The organism is Pseudomonas edaphica (assembly GCF_965277385.1).
In the GTDB taxonomy this organism is placed as follows: Bacteria; Pseudomonadota; Gammaproteobacteria; order Pseudomonadales; family Pseudomonadaceae; genus Aquipseudomonas; species Aquipseudomonas edaphica.
The window spans coordinates 1,425,195-1,447,782 of the sequence record NZ_OZ255725.1 but is presented as its reverse complement, the minus strand read 5'-3'; the positions used below and the strand labels follow the sequence as shown (position 1 = coordinate 1,447,782).

Genomic DNA, 22,588 nt, shown 5'->3' with positions numbered 1-22,588 from the left:
GCTGGCTTGCCTGCGATAGCATCACCGCGGTATCACTGCAACTACCGAGGTGCCTGTATCGCAGGCAAGCCAGCTCCCACAAGGGCTCGCGCCAGCGCAAGGCCGTTGCCGAACATGATTGCAGCCCCAACCAGATCAGAGTGAGATTGGATGTGAGCAAGAGAGCCTATAACTTCTGTGCCGGTCCCGCGGCGCTTCCTGAAGCAGTCCTGCAGCGTGCGCAGGGTGAACTCCTCGACTGGCATGGAAAAGGCCTCTCCGTGATGGAAATGAGCCATCGCAGCGATGAGTTTGTGTCCATCGCCACCAAGGCCGAGCAGGATCTGCGCGACTTGCTGGACATCCCTTCCAACTACAAGGTGCTGTTCCTGCAAGGCGGCGCGAGCCAGCAGTTCGCCCAGATTCCGCTGAACCTGCTGCCGGAAGACGGCACTGCCGACTATATCGACACGGGTATCTGGGGTCAGAAGGCGATTGAAGAGGCCTCGCGCTACGGTCACGTCAACGTGGCGGGTACCGCCAAGCCGTACGATTACTTCGCCATTCCGGGTCAGAACGAGTGGAAGCTGTCCAAAGACGCGGCCTACGTACACTACGTCGCCAACGAAACCATCGGCGGCCTGGAGTTTGACTGGGTGCCGGAAGTGGGTGACGTGCCGTTGGTGTGCGACATGTCTTCGGACATCCTCTCGCGCCCGATCGATGTGTCCAAATACGGCATGATCTACGCCGGTGCGCAGAAGAACATCGGCCCGAGCGGCATCCTGGTCAACATCGTCCGCGAAGACCTGCTGGGCCGCGCGCGTTCGCTGTGCCCGACCATGCTCAACTACAAGGTCGCGGCCGATAATGGCTCGATGTACAACACGCCGCCGGCGTTCGCCTGGTACCTGTCGGGCCTGGTGTTTGAATGGCTGAAAGAGCAGGGTGGTGTTGCCGCCATGGGCAAGCTCAACGAAGAGAAGAAGCGCACCCTGTACGACTTCATCGACGCCAGCGGCCTGTACAGCAACCCGATCAACCTCACCGACCGCTCGTGGATGAACGTGCCGTTCCGCCTGGCCGATGACCGCCTGGACAAGCCATTCCTGGCCGGTGCCGACGCACGTGGCCTGCTGAACCTCAAGGGCCACCGTTCGGTCGGTGGCATGCGCGCCTCCATCTACAACGCTGTCGACATCCACGCGATCAACGCGCTGGTTGCCTACATGGCAGAGTTCGAAAAGGAACACGGCTAATGTCTGAGCAAGAACTCAAGGCCCTGCGTGTACGTATTGACAGCCTGGACGAGAAAGTCCTGGAGCTGATCAGTGAGCGTGCGCGCTGCGCCCAGGAAGTCGCCCGCGTGAAAATGGCGTCCCTGGCTGAAGGCGAAGTGCCGGTGTTCTACCGGCCTGAGCGCGAAGCCCAGGTGCTCAAGCGCGTGATGGAGCGCAACAAAGGCCCGTTGGGCAACGAAGAGATGGCGCGGTTGTTCCGTGAAATCATGTCGTCGTGCCTGGCGCTGGAGCAGCCACTTAAGGTGGCGTACCTCGGCCCGGAAGGCACCTTCACCCAGGCAGCGGCCATGAAGCATTTTGGCCACGCGGTGATCAGCAAACCGATGGCGGCCATCGATGAAGTGTTCCGCGAAGTGGCGGCCGGTGCGGTGAATTTTGGCGTGGTGCCGGTGGAAAACTCCACCGAAGGCGCGGTCAACCACACGCTGGACAGCTTCCTTGAGCACGACATGGTGATCTGCGGTGAAGTCGAACTGCGTATCCACCACCACCTGCTGGTGGGCGAGAACACCAAGACCGACAGCATCAGCCGTATCTACTCCCACGCCCAATCGCTGGCCCAGTGCCGCAAGTGGCTGGACGCGCATTACCCGAATGTCGAGCGCGTGGCGGTGTCCAGCAACGCCGAAGCGGCCAAGCGGGTCAAGGGTGAGTGGAATTCGGCGGCCATCGCCGGTGACATGGCTGCGGGCCTGTATGGCCTGACGCGCCTGGCCGAAAAAATCGAAGACCGCCCGGATAACTCCACGCGCTTCTTGATGATCGGCAGCCAGGAAGTGCCGCCGACCGGCGACGACAAAACCTCGATCATCGTCTCCATGAGCAACAAGCCCGGCGCGCTGCATGAGCTGCTGGTGCCGTTCCACGATAACGGGATTGACCTGACGCGAATCGAAACTCGCCCTTCGCGCAGCGGTAAATGGACTTATGTGTTCTTTATCGACTTCATCGGCCACCACCGCGACCCGCTGGTCAAAGGGGTGCTGGAGAAAATCAGTCAGGAAGCCGTGGCACTCAAGGTGCTGGGCTCTTACCCGAAAGCGGTTTTGTGAGGCTTTAACATGAGTGGCAACTTCCTCGCCCTGGCTCAGCCGGGCGTGCAACAACTGTCGCCTTACGTTCCAGGCAAGCCTGTGGACGAGCTGGCGCGTGAGTTGAACCTGGACCCGTCGAAGATCGTAAAGCTGGCCAGTAACGAAAACCCGCTGGGCCCAAGCCCAAAAGTATTGGCGGCGATTCGTGAGGAACTGACTGAGCTGACCCGCTACCCGGACGGTAATGGCTTCGCCCTCAAGTCGCTGCTGGCCGAGAACTGCCGCGTCGAGCTGAACCAGGTAACCCTGGGCAACGGTTCCAACGACATTCTTGAGCTGGTCGGCCGTGCGTACCTGGCGCCAGGCCTGAATGCGGTGTTCAGCGAGCACGCGTTCGCCGTCTACCCGATCGTGACCCAGGCTGTGGGGGCTGACGCCCGCGTCATTCCTGCCAAGGATTGGGGCCATGACCTGCCGGCCATGCTGGCGGCCATCGACGCGCAAACCCGCGTGGTGTTTATCGCCAACCCGAACAACCCGACCGGCACCTGGTTCGACGCCCAGGCGCTGAACGACTTCCTGCAGGACGTGCCCGAGCACGTGCTGGTGGTGCTGGACGAAGCCTACATCGAGTACGCCGAAGGCAGCGACCTGCCGGACGGCCTGGACTTCCTGGCGGCTTACCCGAACCTGCTGGTGTCGCGCACCTTCTCCAAGGCCTACGGCCTGGCATCGCTGCGCGTGGGTTACGGCTTGTCCACCGCGGTGGTTGCCGATGTGCTCAACCGTGTGCGCCAGCCGTTCAACGTCAACAGCCTGGCGTTGGCGGCGGCGTGTGCGGCGGTCAAGGATGCCGAGTACCTCGAAGAAGGCCGTCGCATCAACGAAAGCGGCATGCTGCAGCTGCAGGAAGGTTTCCGTGAGCTGGGCCTGGGCTGGATTCCTTCCAAGGGCAACTTCATTTGTGTGGACCTCGGCCAAGTCGCCGCGCCGGTGTTCCAGGGCCTGCTGCGCGAAGGCGTGATCGTGCGCCCGGTGGCCAACTACGGCATGCCGAACCACCTGCGTATCACCATTGGCTTGCCGGCCGAAAACAGTCGCTTCCTGGAGGCGTTGGCCAAGGTTCTGGCTCGTGGTTGATGTCACTGCATTGCAACCTGCTGTGCCTATGATCGGTCGCCTGGTGGTGGTCGGCCTGGGGTTGATCGGTGGCTCCTTCGCCAAAGGCCTGCGTGAAAGCGGGCTGTGTGGCGAGGTGGTCGGTGTGGACCTGGACCCGCAATCGCGCAAGCTGGCGGTGGAGCTGGGCGTGGTGGACCGCTGTGAGGCAGACCTGGCGCTGGCGTGCCAGGGCGCGGATGTGATCCAGCTCGCCGTGCCGATTCTGGCGATGGAGAAGTTGCTGGCCTTGCTGGCCGGCATGGACCTTGGGCAGGCGATCCTCACGGACGTCGGCAGTGCCAAAGGCAATGTGGTGCGCGCCGCCAAACTCGCCTTTGGCGGCATGCCGGCGCGTTTTGTGCCGGGCCATCCGATTGCCGGTTCCGAGCAGAGCGGCGTCGAGGCGTCCAATGCGCAGTTGTTCCGTCGCCATAAGGTGATTCTGACCCCGCTTGAGCAGACCGATCCGGCGGCCTTGGCGGTGGTGGATCGTCTGTGGCGCGAGTTGGGCGCGGATGTCGAGCACATGCAGGTCGAGCGCCACGACGAAGTGTTGGCGGCGACCAGCCATTTGCCGCACTTGCTGGCCTTTGGCTTGGTGGATTCTCTGGCCAAGCGCAATGAAAACCTTGAGATTTTCCGTTACGCCGCCGGTGGTTTTCGCGATTTCACGCGGATTGCCGGCAGTGATCCGGTGATGTGGCACGACATCTTCCTCGCCAATCGTGAAGCTGTGTTGCGCACCCTGGACACCTTCCGCAGTGACCTCGACGCCTTGCGCGATGCGGTTGATGCGGGTGATGGCCATCAATTATTGGGCGTGTTCACCCGTGCGCGGGTTGCGCGTGAGCATTTCAGCAAGATCCTGGCGCGCCGGGCCTACATGGAAACCGCTGTGAACGCCAATGAGCAGACCTTTCTCGCCAACCCGGGCGGCCGCTTGAGCGGGCAGATCCGGGTGCCGGGCGACAAGTCGATCTCCCATCGTTCGATCATGCTGGGTTCATTGGCCGACGGCGTGACCGAAGTCGAAGGTTTCCTTGAAGGCGAAGATGCCCTGGCAACCCTGCAAGCGTTTCGTGACATGGGCGTTGTGATTGAAGGGCCGCACCATGGGCGCGTGACGATTCATGGCGTGGGTTTGCACGGTTTGCAGCCGGCGCCGGGGCCGATCTACCTGGGTAACTCCGGTACGTCGATGCGTTTGCTGTCCGGGTTGCTCGCGGCGCAGCGCTTTGACAGTGTGTTGACCGGTGATGCATCGCTGTCCAAACGCCCGATGAACCGCGTGGCCAAGCCACTGCGGGAAATGGGCGCAGTGATCGAGACCGGGCCGGATGGGCGTCCGCCGCTGACGATCCGCGGTGGCCAGGCGCTTAAAGGCCTGGACTATTCGATGCCGATGGCCAGTGCGCAGGTGAAGTCCTGCCTGTTGCTGGCCGGGTTGTATGCCGAGGGCAAGACCTCGGTGACCGAGCCTGCGCCGACCCGTGATCATACCGAGCGGATGTTGCGTGGGTTTGGTTATCCGGTTGCCGTGGCGGGGGCTACGGCGTCTGTCGAGTCGGGCCATGCATTGAAGGCTACACATATAGAAGTGCCGGGGGATATTTCCTCTTCGGCGTTCTTCCTGGTGGCGGCTTCGATTGCTGAAGGCTCCGAGTTGCTGCTGGAGCACGTTGGCGTTAACCCGACGCGCACTGGTGTGATCGATATCCTGCGGCTGATGGGCGCGGATATCACCCTGGAAAACCCGCGTGAAGTGGGCGGTGAGCCAGTTGCCGACCTGCGCGTGCGCGCCGCTGAGTTAAAAGGCATCGAGATTCCCGAGGCCCTGGTGCCGCTGGCGATCGACGAGTTCCCGGTGTTGTTCGTGGCGGCGGCCTGCGCCAAAGGGCGCACCGTGCTGCGTGGCGCCGAAGAACTGCGGGTCAAGGAGTCCGACCGCATCCAGGTCATGGCCGATGGTCTGTTGGCCCTTGGCGTGAAGTGTGAACCGACACCTGATGGGATTATCATTGACGGTGGCCCAATGGGCGGTGGCGAAGTGCAATCCCATGGTGATCACCGCATCGCCATGGCGTTCAGCGTGGCCTCCCTACGGGCGGCCGCGCCGATTCGTATCCGTGACTGCGCCAATGTTGCTACGTCTTTTCCGAATTTTCTTACACTGTGTGCCCACGTCGGCATCCGTGTTGCCCAAGAGGCTCAATTGTGAATATCAAAGCACCGGTGATTACCATCGACGGGCCAAGCGGCTCGGGCAAAGGCACGATCGCCGGCATTCTGGCCAAGCGCCTGGGCTGGTGCCTGCTGGATTCCGGCGCGCTGTACCGCCTGCTGGCCTTTGCCGCACGCAACCATGGCGTCGACCTGACCAACGAAGAATCCCTGAAGCTGCTGGCGGCGCACCTTGATGTGCAGTTCGTCGGCGCGACGGAAGGTCATCCGCAGCGCATCATCCTTGAGGGCGATGACGTGACCGATGACCTGCGCAACGAACAAGTCGGCTCCTGGGCCTCCCAGGTTGCCGCTCTGCCGGCCGTGCGTGACGCATTGCTGCAGCGCCAGCGGGCGTTTCAGGAGCCGCCGGGCCTGGTCGCTGATGGCCGTGACATGGGGACCGTGGTGTTTCCCGAGGCGCCGCTGAAGATTTTCCTGACCGCCAGCGCCGAGGAACGTGCTCGCCGCCGTTACTTGCAGTTGAAGGGCAAAGTCGATGGTGTTAGTCTGTCGAGTCTGCTAGATGAGATCCGTGCACGCGATGAGCGTGATACCCAGCGTGCGGTAGCCCCGCTAAAGCCGGCGGCTGACGCCATACAGCTGGATTCCACGGAGTTGTCCATCGAGCAGGTGCTGGAACGCATCTTGAGTGAAATCGCCATTCGCGATATCGCCGGGTGATCAAGAAGGCCGCAGGGGACCAGTCATAGTCCTGCGGTGGCTTCTTTTAACTGAAACTGACCCACACCGTCTGGGGTGTGGAGATGGGCGTATTCTTCGCCCTTATCAACAGGAATTAAAATGAGCGAAAGCTTTGCGGAACTCTTTGAAGAAAGCCTAAAAACCCTGAACCTTCAGGCAGGCTCCATCATCACCGGTGTTATCGTTGATATCGATTACCAAGCTCGCTGGGTAACCGTTCACGCTGGTCTGAAGTCTGAAGCTCTGATCCCGCTGGAACAGTTCTACAACGATGCTGGCGATCTGACTATCAATGTCGGTGACGAAGTTCACGTTGCTCTGGACTCGGTTGAAGACGGTTTCGGTGAAACCAAGCTGTCCCGTGAAAAAGCCAAGCGCGCTGAATGCTGGATTGTTCTCGAAGCAGCCTTCGCAGCTGAAGAAGTGGTCAAGGGCGTTATCAACGGTAAGGTTAAAGGCGGCTTCACTGTCGACGTTAACGGCATCCGTGCGTTCCTGCCAGGTTCTTTGGTCGACGTTCGTCCTGTGCGCGACACCACGCACCTGGAAGGCAAAGAACTCGAATTCAAGGTCATCAAACTCGACCAGAAGCGCAACAACGTTGTCGTTTCCCGTCGCAGCGTCCTGGAAGCAGAGAACTCCGCCGAGCGTGAAGCTCTGCTGGAATCCCTGCAGGAAGGCCAACAAGTCAAAGGTATCGTCAAGAACCTCACCGATTACGGCGCATTCGTCGATCTGGGTGGCGTCGATGGCCTGCTGCACATTACCGACATGGCTTGGAAGCGTATCAAGCATCCTTCCGAAATCGTCAATGTTGGCGACGAGATCGATGTCAAGGTTCTGAAGTACGATCGTGAGCGTAACCGCGTTTCCCTGGGCTTGAAGCAGCTGGGCGAAGATCCATGGGTTGCTATCAAAGCTCGTTACCCAGAAAGCACTCGCGTAACCGCGCGTGTTACCAACCTGACCGACTACGGCTGCTTCGCAGAGCTGGAAGAAGGCGTGGAAGGCCTGGTACACGTTTCCGAAATGGACTGGACCAACAAGAACATCCACCCTTCGAAAGTCGTACAAGTCGGCGACGAAGTGGAAGTTATGGTTCTGGACATCGACGAAGAGCGTCGTCGTATCTCCCTGGGCATCAAGCAGTGCAAATCTAACCCATGGGAAGATTTCTCTGGCCAGTTCAACAAGGGCGATAAAATCTCCGGCACCATCAAGTCGATCACCGATTTCGGTATCTTCATTGGTCTGGACGGCGGCATCGACGGCCTGGTTCACCTGTCCGACATCTCCTGGAACGAAGTGGGCGAAGAAGCTGTTCGTCGTTTCAAGAAGGGCGACGAGCTGGACACCGTTATCCTGTCGGTTGACCCAGAGCGCGAGCGCATCTCCCTGGGTATCAAGCAACTGGAAAGCGATCCGTTCTCCGAGTACGTTCAAGAGAACGACAAAGGCGCAATCGTTAAAGGCACTGTGAAAGAAGTTGACGCCAAAGGCGCCATCATCGTTCTGGCCGACGATATCGAAGCGACTCTGAAAGCCTCCGAAATCAGCCGTGACCGCGTTGAAGACGCGCGCAACGTTCTGAAAGAAGGCCAGGAAGTAGAAGCCAAGATCATCAGCGTTGACCGCAAGAGCCGCGTGATCCAACTCTCCATCAAGTCCAAGGACGAGATCGAAGAGAAAGAAGCAATCCAGAGCCTGCGCGACAAGCCAGCTACCTCTGACATCGCTTCGGGTCCGACCACTCTGGGCGACCTGCTGCGTGCACAAATGGAAAAGCAGAACTAAGTTCTGTCAGACCATAGAAAAAGGGCGACTTCGGTCGCCCTTTTTTGTGCCTGAAATTCGTTGAATCAACAAGTTAGAACCAAGGCGTGCAGCCCAGTGTCAGAGCTGACTATAGTTCTTAACAAATGCTCCGCTGTGTTGTTGTTTCAATAAGGATTTGAATGAACAGGCTTATCGTTTTATTTGCAGTGGTGCTGCTGGCAGGCTGCACTGCCACCAGTGCCAAAACCCACGCCAAGCGCGGCGTCAGCGGCATTGAGATCGACTGCTCGGGCCTTGGCAGCAACTGGGACAAGTGTGAGAAGCGCGCTGCCCGGGAGTGCAAGATGCAGGGCTACAAGGTCATCACCCGATCCAGTGACGCCAAGGACGAGGAGGGTGACTATTTGTTCGGCTGGAACCCTGCTGGCGCTGTCACTCGTACCATGTTGGTGATCTGTAATTGAGGGGGTCAAGCATGTGTTCCGGGTATCCGTTTATGCTGCAGATAAGTTGGCAGGTGGGCTGTTCAAATTCACCAAGTCATGCTAAAACCTTCGAAGCGCTTTTCCTAGCTGCTTGAAAAAGAAGGGAAAAATATGACGAAGTCGGAGTTGATCGAACGAATTGTCACCCATCAAGGGCTGCTTTCATCCAAGGATGTAGAGCTGGCTATCAAGACTATGCTTGAACAGATGTCCCAATGCCTGGCTACCGGGGATCGGATTGAGATCCGTGGTTTTGGCAGTTTCTCCCTGCACTACCGTGCACCGCGAGTGGGTCGCAACCCGAAAACCGGGCAATCCGTCAGCCTTGACGGTAAGTTTGTGCCTCACTTCAAGCCGGGCAAGGAATTGCGCGATCGAGTTAATGAGGACGAAGACGAGGTTTGATACTCGTGAGGGAGTGGGCATGAGTAGATTGACGCGTGTTATTGCAATGCTGGTAGTGTTGGTACTGCTGCTGTGCATCGTGGCATTTGTGCTGGAAAATCAACAGTCGGTTTCTCTGCAGTTTCTGAGTTGGGCAGCCCCGCAGTTACCAATTTCTGTTTTCGTAGTGCTCGCTTTATTGGTCGGAATGCTTGTTGGCCCACTGATGGCGTGGGTTGCCAGGGCGCGGCGCAAGACTCGAGTTTGATCCTGGCCACTATTGATGAGTGGAAGGAAGGGGAGGCGATCGCCGCCCCTTTGCACTGGTTCAATTCGGTTCTTTCTCTCCTGCCCTGAACTTTACGGCCAACGCTATCAGCGGCAGATAGGCCACCAGCAGTCCCAGAAAGCCATCCACCGTTCCGTTGCCCACGAGCAGCGCCATAGGTAACAGCCATCCAATGTTGATTGCCGCTACCACCAGGGTAACGGGTGCGTGTTTACCGAACTGGCGAGAAGCGAACTGGTAGGCGTGGCTGCGGTGGGCCTCATAGACTTTGTCGCCTCTGAGCAGGCGGCGCAGCAAGGTCCATGTCGCATCAGTGATAAACACACCCAGCAGGATCAGCCAGCTCCACAGTAGCTGCGGCGAGACCCAGGCCGCTTGCAGCGACAGCACCCCCAGCGTGATGCCGAGGAACCCGCTGCCCGCATCGCCCATGAAGATACGGGCTTTTGGGAAGTTCCAATACAGGAAGCCAACCACTGCAAACGCCAGTAATAACGGTGTAAACGCGATCAGCTCATGACCTGTTAGCCAATAGAGCAGCGCACTGCCAAGGCATACGCAAATAGCCTCGACGCTGGCTATTCCATCAATTCCATCCATGAAGTTATACAAGTTCAGCAGCCATACCAGGTAGACCGCTGCCAGCATATGGCCGATCCAGCTCAAGTCGACGGCGAATCCCGCCACCACCAGCGGCGGCAGGCCACCGATCCAGAACAGTGCCCATGCCGCGGCTATAAAGTGCCCTAGCAGGCGCCAACGTGCGCTGATATGGCCATGGTCGTCCAAAAAACCCAATACCGCGATGCCGGTCCCGGCGCCGAATAATGCGTACGTGAGTGGCCATGTAATCAGGCCAAGGCTGGCAGTCAGCAATAGCGCTAACAGAAAGCTGACGACGATCGAGACACCACCGCCCCTGGGCGTAGGCACGACGTGCGAGCTGCGCGCATTCGGGATGTCGATCAGGCTTCGAGCCAGAGCGTAATGACGCAAGGCCCCCGTTAAAAGGAGTGCGACAATCGTCACAGCCGGTAACAACCACCACATATTCATTTAGTTTGCCGTTCCAAAAAGTGTTTACCTGTTTTACTCAGTGCCTGGTCAACGCTGCTCGGCGGTGTCCAGCCCAGCAGTTCGCGGGTCTTGCCAATATCGACCTGCAGGGAGCCGCATAGCCTTTGAGCGAGTGCCCGGCGACCAAGCGCAGTGGCGCCGGTTTGCAGCAACCAACTCGGCACAGGTAGCAAGCGTGCGGGCTTGTTCAGAGCCGTTCCCATTCGACGCAAAAGCGCTGTGGTCGAGAGGTCCTCCCCGTCACTGACCAGGAAGGTTTGATTGGCGGCAGCGGGGTGCTCGGTGCACGTCACAATCAAATCAATCAAGTTGTCCAGGGCAACCAGGCTGCGTCGATTGTTCACGGCGCCAAAGGGCAAGGGCAGGCCTTTATGCAACCAGCGCATCATGCTCAGGAAGTTCGCTTGAACGCCGGGTCCGTAGACCAATACGGGACGAATGATCACCACTTCCATGCCAGTTTCAGAAGCCAGTTTTCGCAGGCCTTGCTCTGCTTCCTTCTTGGAGATGCCGTAAGGGTCGGTAGGGGTTGTGGGACCGTCAGCCGTATACGGCGCGCCAGTCGCCGTGCTCTCGCCATTGACCTTGATCGAGCTGATAAATATAAAGCGCTTAACCCCGGCAGCCGCCGCTTGGCGGGCCAGGTTTAAGGTGCCTTCGACATTGACCCGCCGGTATTCGGCAAGTGGATCGGTGGATGCGTCACTCATGACATGGACCCGGGCGGCCAGGTGGATCACCGTTTCTTGGCTCTCGAGCAACACCTGCCAATCCTGATCGTCGGATAGCCCGCCGATAAGGCGCTGGTTGACGCGCGTATCAAGATCGGCCTTGAGCTCGCGTACAGCAGCGGTAATCGAGTGCTGGCGTTTAAGCAGTGGCGCGATTAACCCGCTACCGACAAAGCCACTCGCTCCCGTCAGGAGGATTTGCATAATCAAGGAGTTCCTGTGAGTGAAAGAACATCTTTCGCCATTTCGCGCATGATGCGGCCACGTGCGAAACGCTCGACGAAGGCATGGCGCGGGCGCGTCATAATATTGAGAGTCTTGAAGGACTGGATTCCTGCGGCGGCGTCACACGGCGCAAACACGGCAGCGTTTTCAATATGTTCAGAGACAAAACTGGCTGCGTAACCAGAGATGCCCGCCCAGATCGGTTTGCCCAGTGCAGCGTATTCAAAGACTTTTGATGGCAAGACCTTGCGGAAGGCGTCGTGGTCGTTCAAATGCAGGAAAAGCACATCCGCCGACTGATAAGCCTCGATCAATTGTTCGCGCTTGACCGGTTTCAAGAGTTCAACGTTAGTACAGGCGTGAGTGACAATGGCTTGTTTTAACAGCTCGATCCGGCCTCCGTCGCCTATCACGCGGAATCGCACCTTCCCTTCAAGTTGTTTGGCCAGTTGGGGGATAATGTTGTGCAGCCCCTGGCCTTCACCGATATTTCCCGCATAGACAATGTCCAGGATCGGGCTGGGCACCTTTTCTTCAGCGACGGGTTGCGCATCCAGGAATTCGCCATCGATGCCATTCGTATAGGTGGAGTAGCGTTGGTCGGGATAGCGTGATTTGAAGTAAGGAAGAAAACCTTCAGAGACCAGGTTGACCTTTTGCGCCGAGTGAATGGTAAAACGTTCAACCAGCGATAATAAGGGTTTAAGTAACCAGACTTTTTCTTTGGACAGCACATCCTTGATCGTGTCGACAAAGATGTCGCGTATATCCAAGTAGAGCGGCGTTCGTTTTGTGCGTGCGATCACCGCTCCCAGCGTAGCGGTCATCAGGCGTGAAGAAGTCGCATAGACAAGATCGTAGTCTTGGTTTCGCACAATCTTGCGTGCAGCGTTGGCATACACCAGAAACGCTCTTGCTTGATCGACCATCCCGCTCTTGTGGCCAGGCAGGGCCACTCGGCGGATGGTGAGCCTCGGGTGCTTCTCCAGTTCAGGGGCTTGACTGCTGAAGGAGCTGTAGCGATTCGGCAGGGTTGTGATCAACTCAATATGGGCGTCTGCAGGGAGTTGCTCCAGAAGTGCGTCTACCAGTGCTGTCGTGCGGAATGAACCGGCTGACAGATCAGGCTGGTAGTAAAAGCTCAAAATCAAAAGTTTCACGTAAGCCTCACCAGGTTATGCGGGTGGTCAGTTTGTCTGTCGACATTTCAGCGACGATGCACTGATTGGGAACAGACTTGCCGAATTCCGGATGCCATGTGGAAGACACCACATTGATCCGGGTTGCGCCCTCTAGTGTCGCGACAGCGACCTGACCGCCGGGCAGGGTGATCGTTACCGTGTTGCCTTGTTGAGTGGTGCGGATATCAGGGTGTAAAAATAGCCTTGATACAGCTTGATCGAATGTGCCGGAGACGGAATCTATCACCTGTAATTCACCGGCCATCGCAACCCACTCACGAACGTGCAGGTTTTTCCCCGGTAGACGCAGGTAGCCGTCATGGCTGCCACTGACACGTACGGTGTCGACTGTGTGTTCCAGCTTACCCACGCAGGTGCGTGCGCGTCGTGCGACCCTGAATCCGGCCCAGACTTCAGATGAGTTTTCACCGTTCACTTCTATTGTGTTGTGCGCTGCCGTGCTGCGTTGCCGTTGACGTTCCGCGTCTTCGCCGTATTGAGACGTTCCAGAGTTGACGAACACGCGCTGTCCAAACAGGCTGAGTTCGAAGCTCAGGGTGTCCGCATGGGTATGACCTGGCTGGTAATCAGGCGCAACCTGCGCAAGGTTCAACAATGCTTTGCACTGATCGCCAAAATTGATCGCCACGTAGCCACTTTCAGCCTGGTGTACAGCTGCAATCGTAGTGGTGGGCATGTCATTGGGCGCACGGCATCCCAATTCAAACGCGTACGCCTCTATATCGAGCAGTGTGGGTGCAATGCCGAATGCCGAGTCATTAAAGAACGCAATGCCACCATCCGGGTGCTGGAGGCTGCGTAACCAGACCAGGCCTTGCTCAATCTGGTGTTTCCATTGGTTTTTGCGAATGTTAAGTTCCGGCAGCTCGGAGTGAGTGGCCAGGTTCAGCAGGTCGCAGATGTCCCAAAGAAGAGACGCGTGGTACATGGGTGAAAGTTCGAAGTGCGCACCGTCCGCCAGAAACTGCTCCTTGATTTCCTCATCAAGGATCTTCAAACCCTTGGACAGCCAGCGGTCTGCCCGATCGCCGTTCAGAAAGCTCCCGGCAAACACCAGTGCCTTGCCATTCACGAACAAATGGTTAGCGAGAATGTGATATTCGATCTGTTCGGACAGCGCGTGGGCCTGTGTAGCCAGGCTGTCCAGCCAGTGCGGTTCCAGGCTCGGTTGTTGTTGCAGCCACTTGATCAGATTTACGATGCGTAAAGAGAGCGTGTAGGGTTCCCAGCCGCATCCATGAAAGGGGGCGTTGTTTGTGATCCAACTGTTGACCAGGCGCGTGTCGAAGTCTCTTCGGTCTTCGCCTGAAGAGGCCAGATGATCCAGATAATGCAGGTTGTATTGCCAAATTTTCGGGCGTGTCTGATCGTGCCAATCAATCGGCGCCGTCAGGCCCATGAATTCAAACTGTTCGTCGGCACCGAAGCGCGAGGCACACCAATGGGGAGCCTTCGCCAGGTTAATTCCGGGGCGCCGGGTAAAGCCTTGTGCCGAAAAAGGCCGAACTTTAGCGAAGCGATAGTAAAGACGGTAAACAACCTGCTTCAATCGCAGCATTTTAACGGTGTGGTAGAGCTTGATTATTCGTTGCATCAACGTCCTGCTTAGGTCAGTCACTTGAAAGTTAAAGTAGTGAGTATTGACTGACGCCAGTTAAGGGAAATTTATTTTCAGCCAGCGCTCGAAGTACAACACCTGCCAGAGTTTGTAGGTGTTGTTTGCGCTGCCTGAAAAATGATTGTTCACTAATTTTTCCACCTCTCCCCGGGCCACATAGGTGTAGATGCGCTCGAACTCGGCGAGCAGGCGTTGTTGGCCTATGCGTTGAATAATGCCATCGAGAGGTGGGTTGAAGCCTGTTTTGGGGCGATCAACCAATGAGGCGGGAAGCAGACTTTTCAGGAGCTGTTTGAGTGGGGCCTTTGGTGCTCCGCCTTTAAGCAAATCTGCACTTGAGGTTGCAAGACCGCTGGCCACCACACGCTCGTCCAGCAAGGGGACGCGCAGTTCGATACTGGCCAGCATACTGGCCTTGTCCGAGACACTCAGGTTATGGCTCAAGAAGCCTGTCTGGTCAAAATGCTGTGCACATTTGACTTTGTCTTCAACGGCGCCGCTGTACTGATCCATTACGCTGGACAGGCGTTGCTTGTAGTGTCGTTCAAGCTCGTTGTAGTCACGAAAAAAGCCCTGCAACTCTTGGCGGGAGAAGTACCCCAGCATGCGCGAATACGCCAGGGGCCAATAGTTTTCCTGAGCATAGGACACCAACCGTTCGAACTTTTTGTCGAGCCGCTTTGGAAATAACTTGAGTTTTAGCAGTGCACTTAATACGGGATACAGCAGCCTGATGAGTGTGTGATGCTTGAGTACTGTGTAGCGTGGGTAACCTGCAAACGCCTCATCTCCGCCCATGCCACTGAGCATGACGGTATATCCACTTTTCCTGGCTTCGGTGGACAAGCGGTAGGTTGCCCAGAACGTATAGTCGGATACCAGTTCTTCGGTGTTGGCAGCGACGAAGTCGATGGACTCGAAGGGGTCTATATCTGAGTCGAGAATCTCCGTGACCACCAGCTTTTTGCCAAGGTGTTCGGCGATCCTGGCGGAAAACTTCGTATCGACAGCGGAGTCGTCCGTTGCGTCGTACTGTGCAAAAAATAGGTCAGCATCACCGGTGAAACTTGCCAGGATGCTGGAGTCTGCGCCACCACTGAAAAATACCCCGACCGGGACGTCCGCTTCCAATTGGCGCGTCACGGCAGAACGCACATCCTGCACGAGGCTTTGCTCGGTCTTGAAGTGCATGGCGCTCTGGTAACGCTGGGTTGTCATCTTGCCGGTTGCCAGGTCGAACGCCAGGTAACTACCAGGCATCAGTTTCTTGATGGATGTGTAGCCGGTGTTGGGTTCGTAGAGAAAGCCGTTGTTGAAAAACTCAAAGACATCATCAGGGTCTATGTCGGTGTTTACCTGCGAAAAACATTTCAGGCCGCGGATTTCTGAGCAGGCGTAGAAGCCGTCGACGCCGGTGTAGCAATACACCGGCTTGATGCCAACGACGTCCCTTACCAGAAAGGTTTTTTGGCGCGGCTCATCCAATATGACAAACGTGAACATGCCTTCAAGCAGTGCAAAGGCCTGCTCTTGATGTTCTACGTACAATTGCAGGATAACTTCGGTATCGGAGGTGCCTTTGAAGGTATAGCCTTTTTCGATCAGTTGCCGGCGCAATTCGTGATGGTTAAACACCTCGCCATTGAACACGATACTTACACCATGATTGTCGGCAAACATCGGCTGGCTGCCAGTCGGTGACAAATCCAGGATGCTCAGCCTGTTATGTCCTAGCCCTACCTGATAGCCCGCGACACTGGCGAAATAGGTGCCGGATGCATCCGGGCCACGGTGCCGTGTAACCGCCAGGCTTTTTTCCATTTGGGCCTGGGTCTCGGGTACACCGTCTTTGACTGCAAAAAAGCTGAGGCCACACATTATACCGACGTCTCCCTGGGGTCTTTGACGACCGTTTCCGGCCTGGTGTTGGAGAGTGACGCTGTATGCCCGTCAGGCAAGGCGGTACCCATCATTTGATTTGAATGCTTATGCGCCAGCATTACGCCCCAAGCTGCTGCGAGCAGTAAGTTGAAAGAGATCAGGCGAAACACCGCGAAGAACAACCCGTAGATCGCCAGCGTTATGACCGCCGTGCGAATCACGGTGAGGTGAGCGGGGTCGGACTTTAGAGTGGTGAACCGATATAAAACGGGAGCACCGAGGACAGTGATGTACATCAGCAGCCCTAAGACGCCGCCGACCATCAGCATGTACAGTGGCCAGTTATGGATATAGCCAACTGACTCCGTGAATGAATCACCGCCGGGCTTCTCCCAGCGCATCTCGTGTTTGATCCCGATACCATTGCCCAGCGCGGGGTGGTCCTGAAACATGCGCCAGGCGATTTTATATTCCTGTACCCGGGAAGAGACGTTGAAGTCCTGCTTCTCGTTGGCAGCGGGCTTGGACTCGGAGACTACAGGCGCCGCAGCGTCAGGTTGCGTGTGTTTCTCTCCCATGGACGCAATGGAAGAGGTTGCGATAGGTAATGCAGTATTCGCCAGGGAGTTCATGCGCCCGAGCCATACGTCTTGCATGCCGGTGGCAAAAATAAACACAAGGCAAAACAGCGCTTGAATGACAATGCCGGATACTACTTTTAGCCATAAGTGCCTGCGCGCGAAAAAGGTATAGAGCGCGAACAAGCCAATGACGAGAAGTGCACTGATCAGCATGCTTCGTGTGAATGTGATCAGCACGGCGGCTGTGCACAGCAGCGATATCAGGCCACTGATCCATGCAACCCTTCGGTCAGGGGTCAGCGTGCCGACGACATAGCCGAGCACCATGCCCAGCGGCAGGATCGCGTCGGTTGCTTGCGCCAGCACCATGGTGATGCGATCACGCATTGGGCCCTGTGCGTTAACGTTGCGCAGCGCTTCTTCATAAGGGATTTTTACCATCTCCCCGTTGACCTCAAGGGTCCAGTACGGCTGCCACAGACCGTGATAGAAGTAATAGAAAACGATGTAGCCTGCGGTCAATAAAATCAGGGTTCCCACCGAAGCGCCGAGCCAACGAACGTTGTTTTCTTCGCGGCCTACAAGAGCGCAGATCGGGATCAGTGCATAGATAAACAGAAAGGGCACGACCCCTCTGAGCCAATCAGCCATCGGAACATGGTGGTACATCGCTACAACCAGGTTCAGCACTAGAAACCCAAGGCCTATTAGCAATGGCGCGGCGAACAGGCGCAGGACCGATGTAAAACCCAGAGTACGGAGCAATTTGATCAATGCGCTGAGGAATACCGCCACCAGCAGGGCAGCAAACGCCACTTCCTGAGCGCCCAACGAAGTGGGCGCGGGGTGGAGAGCAAAGGCCAATGGGAATAGCGCCAATAAACCCAGCCAAGGCGACATGATGGCCGTCAATACCAATAAAGCGCTGCCGATAATGGCCGTGTAGAAAAGCACGCCAGGATCCAGCATAAATAAAATGGCGATGAGCGCTGCCGCCGTGATCGCCATGGAATTTTTTACGCAGTCAGGTTGACGCATTGCGGTACTCCATTGTTCAAGGGCGTATGGCTTTATAGTCGCTGGCTGTTTGTCCAATCACTTTTGCGGGTATTCCCACAACGATTGAATTATCAGGCACGTCTTTCAATACGACCGCTGAAGCGCCAATTTGACAGTTATTGCCGATGACGATATCGCCAATGATCTTTGCCCCGGCCCCTATGTAGCAGTTGTCACCGATGACGGGGCAGCGATTGATCTCGCTGGTGACATAACCCTCAGCGGCGCCGATGGTGATGCCTTGGCCCAGCACACAGCCGTCGCCAACCTTGGCATTTGCGTGCAGTACAACGCCGATCGCGCCATAGGCGAATATCGTGCCCCTTCCGATCGTTGCGGTGATTGGAATGTAAGAGTTGAACAGTAGGAAAATCACATTTCGAACAAGGCCTGGTAATAACGGCACTCGACGCCGGTGCAGCCAGTTTCCAACTCGATAAAGTTTTACTGCGTTCACGGTTAAAACCTCAACGTGCGAAGATCAGCGGGTCGAAGCTGGAGTGCTCCCACTGCAATGATCATGAGCGAGCACATATACAGCACGGCCCAGACCAGGCTGATGTGTGTCAAAAAGATAGTCAGGGGAGAGAGTAAGGCGACCCAAAAAACTACCGGCAAGCGAATGCCTGGACGGCAGCTTATGTGCAGGAACAACAAGTAGGCCGAGAACCCGATAGCGTAGAACAACTGTGCCTGGTTCAAGTCTTTGACAAACAGAATCATGCTCGTTATGGCCAGTGGGGCAATGACAAGGTTTGCCACGATGACTTTACGGTGCAGGCCGGAGGCGACCAGATAGCGCTCTGTCACCACTGCCCAGTACAGCACTGGCAGGCAGGGCAGCATCACCAGATAGTTCGAGTACTGAGGGAACAGCCAAACCGCTGCGTACCCCGATAAGCCTACCAACGCGAAGTAGAAAATAGCGATCGACGTGATGATTCTATATTGCGCTTGGCGTTGCCCGCCCGAGACGAAGGCGACAAACACTGCCCTGACGTTGATGGGGAACAGGCTGGTAGCGGATTGAATGATCGAGACGATGACCCTGAACAATCCAAGGTCGCGCACGGGCAGGCTCTTGGAAAGAATGAAGGGCAAGATGTTGGTGAACAGATTGAACACCAGGGTGATGGATATCATTCTGGGTAATAACAGCAGCACACCTTGGCAGGTCTGCAGCAGCTGTTTGCCGACGGGCAGTTTCGCACCTTTGAAAAACAGCACCGCTACCGCAAACGCGCACGGAATCAAGTTGGTCAGAATCAGTATGTCGACGATAGTCAGCGAGACTATTTGTTGGTAGCTGATAAACAGGAGCGTGAAAAACACGCCAAGAAATAGCACCAGGTAGGCCACGATCCAGCGTTGCAGGCGTAGCCCGAACAGCGATAACAGGCATGCCGAGCTCAAAAGCATCACCCCAAGCAGGAGTGGGTTGCCAATGTGGTCAATCAGGTTCACAGCGCTGAACAGTACAAAAATCAGTACGGCCATAAATAATGAAGTTACCAGAATGTACTCGGCCTCCACGGTGGCAATCAGCTGCTCATTGACGATATCCAACAGTTTTTGAAATAAAAATACCAGCACGTTGGCCTTGATGAATGCGCCGTACGCTTCCAAGCCGTAAAGTCCGGGAATCACAAAGTTAACAACCAGGCCACTTATCAGTGTCAGCACCTGGATCAATAAATTGACCATGCCAGAACCTCTTGAACCTCATCATGACAAATGCAATTGCATGATCATTTAACAAACGTGCCCAGCTCGGTGCTCGGAAACCGACGCAATACTAACGGCTTGCGTCGATTTCCAAGCGGTATTCATCAAGCTTTTTTCAAGCCCACACACCGCGTGTGTCGATGACTTTGAGCGAGGACAGGCGTGCGCCCGGGATTTTCTTGAATACGCTGTGATCGACCAGCAGGACAATCACGTGCGCAGATGACAGCGCCTGATCGATTCCGCTCAGGGTTGCAATACCTTCAAGGCGAGCCGGCAGGTGCGCGATATTCGGTTCAATCGCCAGAACAGTACCGGGATGGGACTGGGCAATGTGTGCGGTGATCTCTAAGGATGGACTTTCACGCAAGTCGTCGATGTCCGGCTTGAAGGCCAGCCCGAGGCAGGCAACCGTAACGTCCTTGGCGGTTTTCGACGGGTGTTCCTGCAGGAATTGACCGATAGCCAGTTGAACCTGCTCCAATACCCACTTTGGCTTGCTGTCATTCACTTCCCTTGCGGTGCGGATCAGGCGTGCCAGGGCGGGCGTTTTGCTGACAATGAACCAGGGGTCGACAGCGATGCAGTGACCGCCCACACCGGGGCCAGGTTGCAGGATATTAACGCGAGGGTGGTGATTCGCAAGGCGGATCAGCTCCCATACATTGATGTTGAGTTCGTCGCAGATCATCGACAGTTCATTGGCAAACGCGATATTCACGTCGCGAAAGCTGTTCTCTGTGAGTTTGCACATTTCGGCGGTGCGGGCGTCGGTGATGATGCATTCACCCTCAACGAATGTTTTATACAGAGACCGCGCAGCTTCTGAACATTTGCTGGTAAGCCCGCCGATGATGCGATCGTTTTCGATCAACTCCCGCAGTACGTGACCCGGCAGCACGCGCTCGGGGCAATGCGCTATGCGGATGTCTGACTCTGCGCCATGGGTTTGCGGAAATGTCAGGTCCGGACGGGCTTCTGCCAGCCAGGCAGACATTTGCTCGGTAGCCCCGACAGGGGAGGTTGATTCCAGCACGACCAAGTCACCCTTTTTCAGGACGGGAGCAATGGCTCGGCTGGCTGATTCGATGTAGGAAAGATCGGGTTCGTGATCGCCCTTGAACGGTGTCGGGACGGCAATCAGGAAGGCATCGGCCGGCTCTGCGGTTAGAGTTGCCCGCAAATAGCCTTCGGTAACGGCGGCCCGTACGACGATATCCAGATCCGGTTCGATAATATGGATTTCGCCGCGGTTGATGGTTGCAACTGTGTTCGGGTTGACGTCGACGCCAATGACTTTTTTCTTACGTGCAGCGAAAACAGCTGCCGTCGGAAGCCCTATATAGCCGAGGCCGACTACAGAAACAGTTTCAAAGCTCATGAATTAGCCTTTTTAATTCGTGAAAGTACATCGAGAATTCGTGCGGATGCTTTTCCGTCACCATAGGGGTTGTGAGCGAAGCTCATCTGGCCATAGGCTTCAACATCAGTCAGCAAGACTCTCAAGTTAGAGGTAATGGCCTCAATTTCAGTCCCGACAAGTTTGACTGTGCCCGCGTCAACCGCCTCTGGACGCTCTGTGGTGTCACGCATCACCAGCACAGGTTTACCTAAAGAGGGGGCCTCTTCCTGAATGCCACCTGAATCACTCAAAATTAGATAAGAGCGATCCATCAAATACACAAAGGGCAGATAATCCAGGGGTTCGATCAGATGGATATTCTGGATGTCGCTGAGCAGGCGATTGACTGGCTCGCGTACATTCGGATTCAGGTGAACGGGGTACACAATCTCGACATCGGGGAACTCCAGGGCCGTATTGATCAAGGCCTGGCAGATATTCTCAAAGCCACCGCCGAAACTTTCGCGGCGATGACCCGTGACCAGGATCACTCGCTGGCAATCGCCCAGAAACGAGAACTGCTGGTGAAATTGCTGTTGCAGGGCCGGACGGGTCTTGATTCGGCCCACCACATCCAGCAACGCGTCAATGACAGTGTTGCCGGTCACATGGACGCTTTGGCTTGCGACCCCCTCTCTCAGCAAATTCTGCCTGGACGTTTCAGTGGGTGCGAAGTGCAATGCCGCAAGAGCGCCAGTCAGCTTGCGGTTTGCCTCTTCAGGCCACGGAGAATAGAGGTTTCCGGTGCGCAGGCCGGCTTCGACGTGAGCCACAGGAATTTGGTGATAGTAAGCGGCCAATGTGGTGGCGAACGTCGTCGCTGTGTCGCCATGGACCAGGACAATATCCGGTTTGAAGGTTGCGAAGACAGTTTTCATTCCCTGCAAGATGGCACTCGTGACATCGGTCAGATCCTGGCCGGACTTCATGATGTTCAAATCGAAATCAGGCTTGATTTCAAAGAGACTGAGCACTTGGTCGAGCATTTCTCGGTGCTGTCCAGTCACGCAGACCTTGGCAGTGAAGCGCTCATCTGCTGCAAGGCTCAACGCCAAGGGAGCCATTTTGATTGCTTCAGGTCGTGTGCCGAATACACACAGGGTTCTTAAAGTCATCGCAACACCGCTACTTAAAGTAAAAATCAATGCACGCTTACGTCATAATCCGCGGATTAGGGTGCCGTCAGTTGTGATACGTTTTTGCACACGCTATGCCAGGGCGCAGGGCCGCGGGACAGCACAATCAGATAGTGGAAACATGACATCTGATAGTTGTGCATGCGTTATTTTTTGGAATTCCACTCGCAGGCAGTTGCAGGCCCGTGAGTTGAGGTTCGTGCGAATTCCAAGCCATTTGCCTGGGTCTAGTGAAAATTCTCGGGCGTCCTCCTTTCGTCCCGTTTGGCAGTGCGTATGTACACCTGCGATGATCACTCAGCAAGTAGTGCGCATACTCTAAAGTATCCCTCCCATTCGGCTCCAAGGCAAAAATTGGCTTGCATTGGGGCTGGTTAGTTTCGTTAAAACATGATCGCGGATTAGCATCTCTATGATTAAAGTCAACCGTCAAGTGCGGGTGATCCGGTCATTATTTTGTCGCGGCGGATGCTTACAGATTTTTCCTACAGCGCTTTCCGCTGTAGCGGCGCAGGTGAACGCGTTGCGGAGTATAGCCTCTTTAGGCGTGTTTTTTCCAAGATTGGAATGGAACAGCTGTTCGACTGGCTCTAAAAGGGCATTCGCGAGACGTTCTA

19 protein-coding genes are annotated in these 22,588 nt (G+C 56.2%); 9 read left to right on the top strand and 10 right to left on the bottom strand.

From position 1 onward, the window contains the following. Positions 1-152 precede the first annotated feature (152 nt). The 9 genes from serC (at position 153) to ACQY47_RS06345 (ending at position 9,313) form a co-directional block, all read left to right on the top strand. A complete protein-coding gene (gene serC / locus ACQY47_RS06385; protein WP_026013609.1) occupies positions 153-1,238 on the top strand; it encodes a 3-phosphoserine/phosphohydroxythreonine transaminase in 1,086 nt (361 codons plus the stop codon). After that, a complete protein-coding gene (gene pheA / locus ACQY47_RS06380) occupies positions 1,238-2,332 on the top strand; it encodes a prephenate dehydratase (protein ID WP_003172650.1) in 1,095 nt (364 codons plus the stop codon). The genes serC and pheA overlap by 1 nt, the downstream gene beginning before the upstream one ends. A 9-nt stretch (positions 2,333-2,341) precedes the next feature. Continuing rightward, positions 2,342-3,454, top strand: coding sequence for a histidinol-phosphate transaminase (hisC, locus tag ACQY47_RS06375; protein WP_138449030.1), 1,113 nt, complete (start codon positions 2,342-2,344; stop codon positions 3,452-3,454). Positions 3,455-3,482: 28 nt separating this feature from the next. After that, entirely contained in the window at positions 3,483-5,693 is a 2,211-nt protein-coding gene (locus ACQY47_RS06370) for a bifunctional prephenate dehydrogenase/3-phosphoshikimate 1-carboxyvinyltransferase (RefSeq protein WP_428557346.1), read from the top strand. Then, on the top strand, positions 5,690-6,379 hold the full coding sequence (gene cmk / locus ACQY47_RS06365; RefSeq protein ID WP_003172653.1) for a (d)CMP kinase: 690 nt from the start codon (positions 5,690-5,692) through the stop codon (positions 6,377-6,379). The genes ACQY47_RS06370 and cmk overlap by 4 nt, the downstream gene beginning before the upstream one ends. Before the next feature lie 120 nt (positions 6,380-6,499). Continuing rightward, entirely contained in the window at positions 6,500-8,194 is a 1,695-nt protein-coding gene (rpsA, locus tag ACQY47_RS06360) for a 30S ribosomal protein S1 (RefSeq protein ID WP_017136102.1), read from the top strand. 161 nt (positions 8,195-8,355) lie between these two features. After that, entirely contained in the window at positions 8,356-8,640 is a 285-nt protein-coding gene (locus ACQY47_RS06355) for a hypothetical protein (RefSeq protein ID WP_017136101.1), read from the top strand. 132 nt (positions 8,641-8,772) lie between these two features. Then, a complete protein-coding gene (ihfB, locus tag ACQY47_RS06350; protein ID WP_003172657.1) occupies positions 8,773-9,066 on the top strand; it encodes an integration host factor subunit beta in 294 nt (97 codons plus the stop codon). A 19-nt stretch (positions 9,067-9,085) separates the two neighbouring features. Further along, positions 9,086-9,313 carry a LapA family protein gene (locus tag ACQY47_RS06345; RefSeq protein WP_169985671.1) on the top strand — a complete coding sequence of 76 codons (228 nt, stop codon included), beginning with the start codon at positions 9,086-9,088 and terminating at the stop codon, positions 9,311-9,313. A gap of 60 nt (positions 9,314-9,373) precedes the next feature. Here the strand turns inward: ACQY47_RS06345 and ACQY47_RS06340 are convergent, their stop codons facing one another. The 10 genes from ACQY47_RS06340 to wecB form a co-directional block, all read right to left on the bottom strand. Next, the gene (locus ACQY47_RS06340) at positions 9,374-10,390 is read right to left on the bottom strand and encodes an MraY family glycosyltransferase (protein ID WP_017136099.1); all 1,017 of its coding nucleotides are present in this window, start codon (positions 10,388-10,390) and stop codon (positions 9,374-9,376) included. Beyond that, positions 10,387-11,346, bottom strand: a complete 960-nt coding sequence (locus ACQY47_RS06335; RefSeq protein WP_428556545.1) for a UDP-glucose 4-epimerase family protein — start codon at positions 11,344-11,346, stop codon at positions 10,387-10,389. Before ACQY47_RS06335 ends, ACQY47_RS06340 begins: the two co-directional genes overlap by 4 nt. 2 nt (positions 11,347-11,348) lie before the next feature. Next, positions 11,349-12,527, bottom strand: a complete 1,179-nt coding sequence (locus ACQY47_RS06330) for a glycosyltransferase family 4 protein (protein WP_017136097.1) — start codon at positions 12,525-12,527, stop codon at positions 11,349-11,351. A 7-nt stretch (positions 12,528-12,534) separates the two neighbouring features. After that, positions 12,535-14,163, bottom strand: a complete 1,629-nt coding sequence (locus ACQY47_RS06325) for a heparinase II/III family protein (protein WP_428556543.1) — start codon at positions 14,161-14,163, stop codon at positions 12,535-12,537. 60 nt (positions 14,164-14,223) lie between these two features. Continuing rightward, the gene (asnB, locus tag ACQY47_RS06320; protein WP_428556541.1) at positions 14,224-16,065 is read right to left on the bottom strand and encodes an asparagine synthase (glutamine-hydrolyzing); all 1,842 of its coding nucleotides are present in this window, start codon (positions 16,063-16,065) and stop codon (positions 14,224-14,226) included. Next, positions 16,065-17,687: an O-antigen ligase family protein gene (locus tag ACQY47_RS06315; protein WP_428556539.1), complete on the bottom strand. Its 1,623-nt coding sequence runs from the start codon at positions 17,685-17,687 to the stop codon at positions 16,065-16,067. The genes asnB and ACQY47_RS06315 overlap by 1 nt, the downstream gene beginning before the upstream one ends. 16 nt (positions 17,688-17,703) lie before the next feature. Next, positions 17,704-18,165, bottom strand: coding sequence for a serine O-acetyltransferase (locus ACQY47_RS06310; protein ID WP_026013606.1), 462 nt, complete (start codon positions 18,163-18,165; stop codon positions 17,704-17,706). Between the two features lie 2 nt (positions 18,166-18,167). Then, positions 18,168-19,412 (bottom strand): hypothetical protein, encoded by a 1,245-nt coding sequence (locus ACQY47_RS06305; RefSeq protein WP_017136092.1) that lies wholly within the window; start codon positions 19,410-19,412, stop codon positions 18,168-18,170. 136 nt (positions 19,413-19,548) lie between these two features. Next, a complete protein-coding gene (wecC, locus tag ACQY47_RS06300) occupies positions 19,549-20,814 on the bottom strand; it encodes a UDP-N-acetyl-D-mannosamine dehydrogenase (protein ID WP_099549091.1) in 1,266 nt (421 codons plus the stop codon). Next, positions 20,811-21,950, bottom strand: a complete 1,140-nt coding sequence (gene wecB, locus ACQY47_RS06295) for a non-hydrolyzing UDP-N-acetylglucosamine 2-epimerase (protein ID WP_099549090.1) — start codon at positions 21,948-21,950, stop codon at positions 20,811-20,813. Before wecB ends, wecC begins: the two co-directional genes overlap by 4 nt. Positions 21,951-22,588: the final 638 nt, after the last annotated feature.

What these genes read in the sequence shown, in the direction of transcription:
- asnB (WP_428556541.1), bottom strand. Translation starts at nt 16,065, where the DNA reads ATGTGTGGCCTCAGCTTTTTTGCAGTCAAAGACGGTGTACCCGAGACC.
- wecC (WP_099549091.1), bottom strand. Translation starts at nt 20,814, where the DNA reads ATGAGCTTTGAAACTGTTTCTGTAGTCGGCCTCGGCTATATAGGGCTT.
- wecB (WP_099549090.1), bottom strand. Translation starts at nt 21,950, where the DNA reads ATGACTTTAAGAACCCTGTGTGTATTCGGCACACGACCTGAAGCAATC.
- ACQY47_RS06355 (WP_017136101.1), top strand. Translation starts at nt 8,356, where the DNA reads ATGAACAGGCTTATCGTTTTATTTGCAGTGGTGCTGCTGGCAGGCTGC.
- pheA (WP_003172650.1), top strand. Translation starts at nt 1,238, where the DNA reads ATGTCTGAGCAAGAACTCAAGGCCCTGCGTGTACGTATTGACAGCCTG.
- hisC (WP_138449030.1), top strand. Translation starts at nt 2,342, where the DNA reads ATGAGTGGCAACTTCCTCGCCCTGGCTCAGCCGGGCGTGCAACAACTG.
- ACQY47_RS06340 (WP_017136099.1), bottom strand. Translation starts at nt 10,390, where the DNA reads ATGAATATGTGGTGGTTGTTACCGGCTGTGACGATTGTCGCACTCCTT.
- ACQY47_RS06345 (WP_169985671.1), top strand. Translation starts at nt 9,086, where the DNA reads ATGAGTAGATTGACGCGTGTTATTGCAATGCTGGTAGTGTTGGTACTG.
- ihfB (WP_003172657.1), top strand. Translation starts at nt 8,773, where the DNA reads ATGACGAAGTCGGAGTTGATCGAACGAATTGTCACCCATCAAGGGCTG.
- ACQY47_RS06325 (WP_428556543.1), bottom strand. Translation starts at nt 14,163, where the DNA reads ATGCAACGAATAATCAAGCTCTACCACACCGTTAAAATGCTGCGATTG.
- ACQY47_RS06315 (WP_428556539.1), bottom strand. Translation starts at nt 17,687, where the DNA reads ATGCGTCAACCTGACTGCGTAAAAAATTCCATGGCGATCACGGCGGCA.
- ACQY47_RS06305 (WP_017136092.1), bottom strand. Translation starts at nt 19,412, where the DNA reads ATGGTCAATTTATTGATCCAGGTGCTGACACTGATAAGTGGCCTGGTT.
- ACQY47_RS06335 (WP_428556545.1), bottom strand. Translation starts at nt 11,346, where the DNA reads ATGCAAATCCTCCTGACGGGAGCGAGTGGCTTTGTCGGTAGCGGGTTA.
- ACQY47_RS06370 (WP_428557346.1), top strand. Translation starts at nt 3,483, where the DNA reads ATGATCGGTCGCCTGGTGGTGGTCGGCCTGGGGTTGATCGGTGGCTCC.
- rpsA (WP_017136102.1), top strand. Translation starts at nt 6,500, where the DNA reads ATGAGCGAAAGCTTTGCGGAACTCTTTGAAGAAAGCCTAAAAACCCTG.